At 46.6% G+C, this 7,662-nt stretch carries 3 protein-coding genes, 2 pseudogenes and 1 riboswitch; of the genes and pseudogenes, 3 read left to right on the top strand and 2 right to left on the bottom strand.

What is annotated here, in order from left to right:
- Positions 1–711 precede the first annotated feature (711 nt).
- Positions 712–831: riboswitch (molybdenum cofactor riboswitch) on the top strand.
- Between the two features lie 36 nt (positions 832–867).
- The 3 genes and pseudogenes from fdnG (at position 868) to nrfD (ending at position 6,050) form a co-directional block, all read left to right on the top strand.
- Positions 868–3,943 (top strand): annotated as a pseudogene (gene fdnG / locus L7E55_RS17155) (formate dehydrogenase-N subunit alpha).
- Between the two features lie 56 nt (positions 3,944–3,999).
- Positions 4,000–4,848, top strand: a complete 849-nt coding sequence (locus L7E55_RS17150; RefSeq protein ID WP_277445582.1) for a 4Fe-4S dicluster domain-containing protein — start codon at positions 4,000–4,002, stop codon at positions 4,846–4,848.
- A gap of 23 nt (positions 4,849–4,871) precedes the next feature.
- Positions 4,872–6,050, top strand: coding sequence for an NrfD/PsrC family molybdoenzyme membrane anchor subunit (gene nrfD, locus L7E55_RS17145; RefSeq protein WP_277445581.1), 1,179 nt, complete (start codon positions 4,872–4,874; stop codon positions 6,048–6,050).
- A 153-nt stretch (positions 6,051–6,203) separates the two neighbouring features.
- Here the strand turns inward: nrfD and L7E55_RS17140 are convergent, their stop codons facing one another.
- Together L7E55_RS17140 and L7E55_RS17135 are read right to left on the bottom strand one after the other, a co-directional pair.
- Entirely contained in the window at positions 6,204–7,112 is a 909-nt protein-coding gene (locus L7E55_RS17140) for a selenium metabolism-associated LysR family transcriptional regulator (protein ID WP_277445580.1), read from the bottom strand.
- 356 nt (positions 7,113–7,468) lie between these two features.
- Positions 7,469–7,662, bottom strand: a pseudogene (locus L7E55_RS17135) ((Fe-S)-binding protein); the annotation flags it as partial.

Raw genomic sequence — 7,662 nt, 5'->3', positions numbered from 1 at the left:
TTTGGTGGAGTGGTTTTTTGTCAATTCTATTTTACCAAAAGTTTGGGGTGTTTTGGCTTCTTTATCGCTAAAATATCAGGAATATCAAGGCTTTAAGTCACTTTTTTATCTGAGAAAGTTGAGTTAATAACTAATTTCCTTCCATGGAAAACTTTAATCAAAACTTGGCTACTACAGATCTTAGTTAATCAATTAGAAAAATTGTAATTTTTATTTATGCATTTCATATTTAAAAAAATTAATCTTATTTTTTAATTATATAATTTTGAATATATAAAGCAATTGTTTATTATTTATATAAAATATTTTTATATGAACCAGCGCTGCAAATAAACTATTTTTATGAACAAACAGGAAATGATCAATAAATACATCTACGCCCCAATAGCGCTAAATTAAATCTCTATGATGAATTAGCTACAATTAACCCCATTATACAGACATTAAGGGAACCATGTGACTGATATGCAAACCCTTAAAATGCTTATAAAATATCTACATATAATAAAAATAGTTTATTTGTATTATGGAAATAATTTATGGTAAAATTCGAACTGAAACAACAAGCTTGATTACAGAGAGCAAGAAGCTATAAAGTTAACCAACTGGTTTATTAGCTATAAGAAAGGAGGATAGAAGAGGAAATTTAGAAAATTTGACCGCCTTAATCAATTAAAGCGGAATCAGAATATAAGTGTTTCAAATAGTGGTTTTTAATAACATCTCCGAACCTGGCGATCTAAAGCTATTAGCTATGATTTCCAGGTCGTTAGGGTATATAAGGAAACAGGTATGCCTCCCGGCTTGGAAAGGAGATAAACAATATGATTAAGCAAGCACACTTTTATTTCAAAGGAGGTCAGATTTGTGAAGCAAAAAATTAGTCGTCGCGATTTTTTGAAATTTCTAGGTGTGGGCGCCGGTAGTACAGCTTTACTGGAAGGGGCAAACGCAATACCTGCTTTTGCCGGCACCACGGAAGACAAGCTGCCCACTTTTGAAGCAGGTCCCCTTAAAATTAAAAAGACAAAAGAAACCGCTTCCGTTTGCGCCTTTTGTGGAGTCGGCTGCGGACTTATAGTCCATTCCGAAGAAGACAGGATAATCTATATCGAAGGTGACCCGGACAACCCCAACAACGAAGGTTCCATGTGCTGCAAGGGTATTGCCCTCGGCGACGCCAACACCATTGTGGACAAGAAACACAAGCGGACTCTTAATGACCGCAGGATAACGGAAGTACTGTACCGCGCCCCGAACAGCACCAAGTGGGAAAAGAAAGACTGGGACTGGGCTCTCACTGAAATTGCAAAGAGAGTGAAGCAAACCCGGGATGCAACTTTTGAAGAAAAGGACGATAAAGGTGTCACGGTTAACCGCACTCAAGCCATCGCCCACATCGGCAGCATCTTGCGACAATGAGGAAAACTATCTCTTCCAAAAAATGATGCGTTCCCTGGGGGTTATTAATTTTGACCACCACGCCCGGCTGTGTCACTCCTCCACTGTAACCGGCCTGGCCCAATCATTTGGCAGGGGAGTTATGACCAACAGTTTCACCGATTATAAGAATACTGACGTATTTTTATTTATCGGCGCCAATTCCGCGGAAACCCACCCGCAGGTCATGCGGCATCTGGGTATTGCCGTGGCGCAAAGAGGCGCTAAAGTGATTGTTGTCGATCCAAGGTTTACCAAGACGGCAGCCAAGGCGGACATTTATGCCCGGCACCGCCCCGGGACTGATATTGCTTTCCTTTACGGTATCATGAATTACGCCATTGAAAATAACCTCTATTTCCATGACTATGTGGTTAATTATACCAACGCCTCCTACCTGGTCAACCCGGACTATGCCCTGAATGACGGCGCCTTTAGCGGATTGACGGAGAAAGACGGCAAGTTTTCATACGATAATCAGAGCTGGCAGTACCAGAAAGACGGGGACGCAATCAAAAAAGACCCGACCCTGCAGGACCCGTTTTGCGTGTTTCAGATTCTTAAAAAACACCTCTCTCGTTACGACATTAAGACGGTCTGCAAAATTACCGGCACACCTGAAGACACATACAAGAAAGTATGCGATCTGTACTGTTCCACCGGCAGGCCCGATAAGGCCGGCAACTTGATTTACGCCATGGGCATCACCCAGCACACTTACGGCGCCCAAAATGTCCGGGCGACAGCCATGCTGCAACTCTTGCTGGGCAACATCGGCATCGCCGGCGGCGGCGTCAACGCCCAGCGGGGCGAGTCAAACGTGCAGGGCTCTTCCGACCAAGGCATTCTGTATGGAAACCTCACCGGCTACGTAGGCGCCCCGAATGCGACAGCACACACAAACTTAAAGGAATACCTGGAAAAAGAAACTCCCAAGACAAGTTACTGGTCCAACAAACCAAAGTTCTTGATCAGCATGCTTAAAGCCTGGTACGGTGATAAGGCGACAAAAGATAACGATTTTTGTTTCGACTACCTGCCCAAGCACACCGGTGGCGACCACTCCCACATGGCGATTTTTGAAAAAATGGCCGCGGGGAGCATTAAAGGCTACTTCGCCTGGGGACAGAACCCGGCGGTAGGCGGTCCCAATACCATCAACGCGCGCAAAGCGACGGAAAACCTGGACTGGATGGTAGCCGTCGACTTATTTGAAACTGAAACAGCAGCTTTCTGGCATCGTCCCGGCGCCAACCCGGCCGACATCAAAACCGAGGTTTTCCTATTGCCGACCGCTTTTTCCTACGAGAAGGAAGGAACAGTGGCCAACAGCTCCCGCTGGATTCAATGGCGCTGGAAAGCGGTGGAACCGCCCGGACAGGCCAAGAGCGATCTCTGGATCGCCTACGAAATGTTTAAGGCCATCCGTAAAGAGTACAAGGCCGGCGGCAAGTTCCCCGCCCCCATCCTGGATATGGTCTGGGATTACGACCTGCCCGGCCACGACGAGCCGGATATCATGAAAATCGCCAAAGAAATGAACGGATACAACGTAGCCGACGGTGCCTTGCTGGATTCCTTCGCCAAGCTTACCGACACCGGCTCCACGGCATGCGGCGTCTGGATTTACGCGGGTTACATGTTTGTAGACCCGGTATTGAAAGTACCCGCTTGCCAGAGACGCAGCCGGGAAGACAAGAGCGGCCTCGGTCTCTTTCCGAAATGGTCATTCGCCTGGCCGGCAAACCGGCGCATCGTTTATAACCGCAACTCGGCCGACCCCTCCGGCAAGCCCTGGGACCCCAAGAGAATGCTGGTTTCCTGGGACGGCGCGCAGTGGGTCAACAACGACGTACCCGACTTCCCGTTCAAGGACGCCGTGACCGGCGACTTTATCACACCGGACAAATCAGCGGCCAACTCGTTCTTCATGAATACCGAAGGACAAGGCAGGCTGTTCGCGCCTACCGGCATGAAAGACGGCCCGCTACCGGAGCACTACGAGCCGGTTGAGAGTCCGGTAAAAAACATTATGGGCAAACTGCAAAACAACCCTGTGGCTGCCAGGTATAAAGGTGACTTCGCCAAAGTCGCGCCGGCGGCGTCTCCGGACTTCCCTTATATTGCCACCACCCACCGCCTGGTGGAACACTACCAGAGCGGCGCCGTAACCAGAAACTGCCCCAATCTTGCAGAGCTAATGCCGGAAATGTTTGCTACCATATCGCCGGGCCTCGCTAATAAGATTGGGGTTAAACCTGGCGATATGGTAGCTGTCAGTTCCATCCGCGGTGGAATAAAATGCAAGGTCAGCGTGCTGCCAATTATCAAACCGCTCAACATTGACGGCAAGGAAATAGAACTTATTGCCATGCCGTTCCATTGGGGTTATCAGGGACTGGCCACGGGCAGTTCGGTCAACGATATAACACCCAGCGTCGGGGACCCTAACACAATGATACCGGAATCCAAAGCTTTTCTTTGCAACATAAAGAAAGCGTAATGTTTTCAAATGAATTGCAAGCAACTTAATTCCAAGTAGAAACTGGAGGTGTGAGGATGTCAAAGGGTGTATTGGTGGACGTTTCCAGATGCATTGGCTGCCGGAGCTGTATGGTTGCCTGCAAAACGTGGAACGACTTACCGGCCACTAAAACCGAATTTACGAATAACTGGGACGCCCCTGGCAAAACGGACGCATACAACTGGACTGTAGTAAACTACCATTTAATCGAACAGGGCGATCAAGTTAAATGGCGTTTTGTAAAAAGACAATGCATGCACTGCGATGAACCCGCGTGCGAATCGGCCTGCTTCACCCATTCATTCGTAAAAACCAAAGAAGGTGCGGTAATTTATAAGCCAACCGAATTAAATCAGGATTATTGTGTTGGCTGCCGTTACTGTATGATTGCCTGCCCGTTTGGAGTGCCGTCTTTTCAATGGGACAAGGCCCTTCCCTTTGTGCAAAAGTGCCGGTTTTGTTATGACCGCATGAAAGAAGAAGGCTTGAAACCTGCTTGCGTTACCGCTTGTCCGACAGGCACACTGACATATGGGGAAAGAGACGAACTGCTAAAAGAGGCGTGGAAGAGAATTAACAGTAATCCTAACTATATCAAGCGAGTGTACGGGGAAAAAGAGTATGGCGGAACATCCTGGCTTTATATTTCTGATGTGCCTTTTGATGAAATTGGCTTAAAAACCACGGCATACGGCAAAGATGTCTCCGAAAAATCCATTCCGTCTTTAACCTGGAGCGTGCTTAAATGGACCCCATATATCTTTGTCGGTTGGGGCGCCATCCTGACGGCTTTGAATTTCTATACGAAAAGACGCGACGAAGTGCATCATCATGAGGAAATGTATGAAGCCGTCAATACTATTGAAGGTAAACAAGATGAGTAAATCTTTTTAAATTGGAGGTGTCAATGCAAAAGACCTGGAGTTTTAAGCTTACTCCATTCAGGTATGTATTGATTGGTTTAGCGGGTATTGCGGTTGTAACCGCCCTGGCGCGTTTTGTATTAGGGCTTGGAGCGGTAACCAACTTAAGTGACGAATGGCCCTGGGGTTTGTGGATCGGATTTGACTTGCTATGCGGTATCGCCCTGGCGGGCGGCGGCTTCAGCACGGCGTTGATTGTGCACGTATTGCACAAAGAAAAGTATCTGCCGATTGCCCGCGCCGCGCTGTTAACCTCGTTGATTGGCTATATCATTGCCCTGGTGAGTCTATTGCTGGACATCGGGAGATGGACAAACTGCTGGCGGCCGTTCTTTTACTGGGGTTTCCACTCGGTGCTGTTTGAAGTGTTTTGGTGCATATCGCTGTATACCACTGTACAAGTGTTAGAGTTTGGGGATATATTCTTTGAAAGAGTTAAGATCGGTCCTTTGAAGAACATTTTAAGCAAAGCCATGGTTCCTTTAACAATCCTGGGTATTGTTTTACCCACTTTGCACCAGTCGTCACTGGGCTCGCTTTATATTGTAACAGTTGACCGGCTTAACCCGTTATGGTGGTCTATGATTATACCGTTCTTCTTTGTCTGGTCCGCCTTCTTCCTGGGGCCGGCGATGGTGACTATAGAAGGAACGCTGGCGGCAAGAGCCTATAACAGAAAACCGGAAACGCCGATTTTCTCAAGCCTCACTAAAGTTACCATGTGTATGTTGATTGTCTACTTTATTGTTAGGATGATTGACTTGAACTACCACGGCGTATACTCCATGGCTTTTAACGGCTCTTTCGAAAGCAACATGTTTTTAGTGGAAATGATCTTATTTGTTCTGGTTCCCATCTTTATGTACGCAATTCCCGCCATCCGCAACACGCAATGGGGTGTTTTAACCGCATCAATTTTAGTAGTAGCAGGTGTCGTGTTCAACCGCATGAACGTGGTCTTTACAGGGATGGCTCAAAGCGCGGGCGGCCATTACTTCCCCAGCATCTGGGAGTGGCTGATTACTTTAGGCATGTGGAGCGTTTTAGCTTTAGCCTACTTGTTTGTAGTAGAAAACTTCCCGATTTTGGTTAAAGAAGACCATGAGCAAGAGGGTTTATCTTCCGGGAAAAGTGTTTCAACCGGCAGAAGCGTGGAAGCATAACCTAAAATATCATGATTTGAACAACAATAAGAGGCATTGTTAAAAACCCGCAAATGGCTGAAAATAATGATTTAAATAGCAATCCCGTACCACTTTGATAGTGATACGGGATTGCTATTTAAATCATTTACCACGTCAGTATGGGTTTATTAACTACGAAAGCTGATTTAGAATATCTCGGTTATTGATAAAACTGGTGAAGGCATCAATAGCAAACCCTCCCATTCTTTGAGTGTGCCGGACTAGATAAAGATTGCACCATAAATCAAAGCCAGCCACCCGCACTTCCCTCACCAATCCCAATTTTAACGATTCCCGCACGGCAAACCTGGATACAATACTTACCCCCAGGCCCGCTTTGACTGCCGTGATTACAGCTCGAGTACTTCCCAACTCCAATCCCGCCGCTATCTCACCGGTTTCAATGTTATATTCAGCCAATTTTTGTTCAACAGCCCGGCGGGTCCCCGACCCTTGTTCGCAAAAAATCATCTTTTCACTCTTCAAATCGGAGATTTTTATAGTGCCTGAATTCACCCACGGATGTGTAGGCGAAACAATTAATATTAGTCGATCTTGCAACCAGGTGAAGCATTCAATATCTTCACTATCCACGGGCACATCGGTAATACCCAGATCGACCTCCCGCTCCTTGATCCAGCGCTCCACCTGCCCGCTTCCAGACATCTTAAGTGTAATTCGAATACCAGGATAACTTTTTTTAAATGCCCCGATCAAAAGCGGAAGAAGGTACTCCCCCGGAATTTGACCGGCGCCTACAACCACGTGTCCCTTTTTCAGCCCTTTCAGGTTGTCTAATTCGGCCTTGATTTTTTGGTAATGCATGAAAATTTGTTTCGCTTCAGGATAAAGCAGTTGCCCGGCATCGGTTAATACCATTTTCTTATCCTCACGCTTGAATAAAGTTACATCAAGAGCATCCTCAAGCGCCTTGATTTGAAAACTTACTGCCGGTTGGCTAATATTAAGCTGATAGGCTGCCATGGTAAAGCTTTGTTGATCAGCCACCCCTAAAAATGTTTCCAACTGTTTAAACTTCATTTATCCAACACCGCCAATAGAATGTATATAAGCAGACATGAAGAACGCTGCGGCAAACCTCGATTAATGGATAAGGCGCAGACTCCGGATGTATATCTGGATGCAGCGGCGCAAAGTGAAAATAATGAAAATAACAAGAAAGGGCTACTGGAGAATATCCAGTAACCCAATCCTGAATCATACTCTCACTAACAAATATTTCGTCAGTTTAGGTTTCGCAAGTATCACAAAGGTATTCACTAGTTACGTTCATCTTGACGGTATACCGGACGGTACGTACGGTGGAGTGGGAGGTCGGCGGTTATTCACCGATCCCTCACGCCAATCGCTTCCTGCATGCTTAGCTTCCCGGTAATCTAAATCACCTCCTGGAGGATCTCCGTGATGTCCTTGACCTGAATGACGTCGTCATAATTCAAGACCGCCCTGCTATCCTCAAACATAGTGATGCAATACGGGCAGGCGGTAACGAGCACCTCAGCCCCAACCCCGATGGCTTCGTTTAATCTGAGGTTGGCAAACCGGTCGGCAGCGTGGGTTTCCATCCAAA

Origin of the sequence: Pelotomaculum isophthalicicum JI (genome assembly GCF_029478095.1) — a bacterium.
GTDB lineage: Bacteria > Bacillota > Desulfotomaculia > Desulfotomaculales > Pelotomaculaceae > Pelotomaculum_D > Pelotomaculum_D isophthalicicum.
The sequence above is the reverse complement of the archived record's forward strand: the minus strand, read 5'-3'. Positions and strand labels throughout refer to the sequence as shown.